Origin of the sequence: Nocardia sp. NPDC002869 (genome assembly GCF_046764065.1) — a bacterium.
GTDB classification, from domain to species: domain Bacteria; phylum Actinomycetota; class Actinomycetes; order Mycobacteriales; family Mycobacteriaceae; genus Nocardia; species Nocardia rhamnosiphila.
Window position 1 is genome coordinate 1 of record NZ_JBKOOL010000332.1, and the last position, 1,614, is coordinate 1,614.

The window sequence follows — 1,614 nt, forward strand, 5'->3', positions numbered from 1 at the left end:
GTTTCGGCCTCGAGACTCGCGCCTGCGGCGCATGCGCTTCGAGGCCGAAACGGCGAGACGGGCCTCAACCCTTTGAGGTGTCTCGTAGAACTCGACGCATGCGGGTTGCGTCGGCATTCGAGGGTCGGATCCGTATCGGGCTCGGTTGCGGGGAGTGCCCGGGGTTCTAGTTGTCATTTGTCGGTTTCGGTGCCGTGTTCGCCGAGAGCTGGCAGGGTGTCGACAAGGCGGATGCGACGGTGTGTCCGCTCGGTGGTTTACACCGTAATGCTGCTGGTGATTCCGGAGGACGACGATGTTCGAATGGTCCGAAACCGACCTGATGGTCCGCGACGCGGTGCGGAAGTTCATCGATAAGGAAGTGCGACCCCACCTGGACGCACTGGACAGCGGGGAAATGCTGCCCTATCCGATCCTGCGCAAGCTGTACGCGGATTTCGGTATCGGCGCCATGGCCGAAGAGGCGCTGAACAAGCAGCTGGCGGCGAAGCAGGCGGCTGCCGACGGGACGGAGAAGCCCGCCGCGGCGGACAAGGACGGGTCCGGCGGCGGTTTCGATCAGCAGACGATGATGGCCGTGCTGACCAGCGAGCTCTCCGGCGTCTGTATGGGTCTGTGCAGCTCGCTCGGGGTGAGCACCGGACTCGGCGGCGCCACCATCCTGTCCCGGGGCACACTCGCCCAGCAGCAGCGGTGGGTGCCCGATATCGTCGGCCTCCGCAAGATCGCGTGCTGGGCCATCACCGAACCCGATTCCGGATCGGACGCGTTCGGCGGGATGAAGACCTACGTGCGACGTGACGGTGAGGACTACATCCTCAACGGTCAGAAGACATTCATCACCAACGGTCCCTTCGCCGACACCCTGGTCGTCTACGCGAAACTGGACGAGGGCGACGGCACCCCGTCCCGTGACCGCAAGGTGCTCACCTTTGTGCTCGACGCGGGGATGGAGGGGCTCACCCAGGGCAAACCCTTCAAGAAGATGGGCCTGCACGCCTCGCCCACCGGGGAGCTCTTCTTCGATAACGTCCGTCTCGGCCGCGACCGATTGCTCGGCGAAACCGAGGAGCACCGCGGCGGCGACGGCCGGGAGAGCGCCAAATCCAGTTTCGTGGCCGAGCGGGTCGGTATCGGGTTCATGGCCCTGGGTGTGATCAACGAATGCCTGCGCTTGTGCACCGATTACGCCCGCAACCGGAAACTGTGGGGCCAGGAGATCGGCCGCTTCCAGCTCATCCAGCTCAAACTGGCGAAGATGGAGGTCGCCCGGATCAATGTGCAGAACATGGTGTTCAACATCATCGAGCGCGGGCGGGCCGGTAAACCGCTGAGCCTTTCGGAGGCCTCGGCCGTGAAGCTGTACTCGTCGGAGATCGCGACCGAGGTGGCGATGGAGGCGGTGCAGCTGTTCGGCGGTAACGGCTACATGTCGGAATACCGGGTGGAGCAGCTGGCTCGCGACGCGAAATCACTCATGATCTACGCGGGCAGCAATGAGATCCAGGTGACCCACGTAGCGAAGGGGCTGCTCGGGCACTGAGACTCGACCGGCGACGCCGCCTCCCGGAACGGCGGGACCGAGGGGGCCTCGACTCCGCGCCGCCGAAGGCG

General features: G+C 64.9%; 1 protein-coding gene. It reads left to right on the forward strand.

Annotated elements, in window-relative coordinates; genetic code table 11:
- Positions 1-295: 295 nt before the first annotated feature.
- Positions 296-1,543, forward strand: a complete 1,248-nt coding sequence (locus ACLML9_RS28710) for an acyl-CoA dehydrogenase family protein (RefSeq protein WP_411948423.1) — start codon at positions 296-298, stop codon at positions 1,541-1,543.
- Positions 1,544-1,614 lie beyond the last annotated feature (71 nt).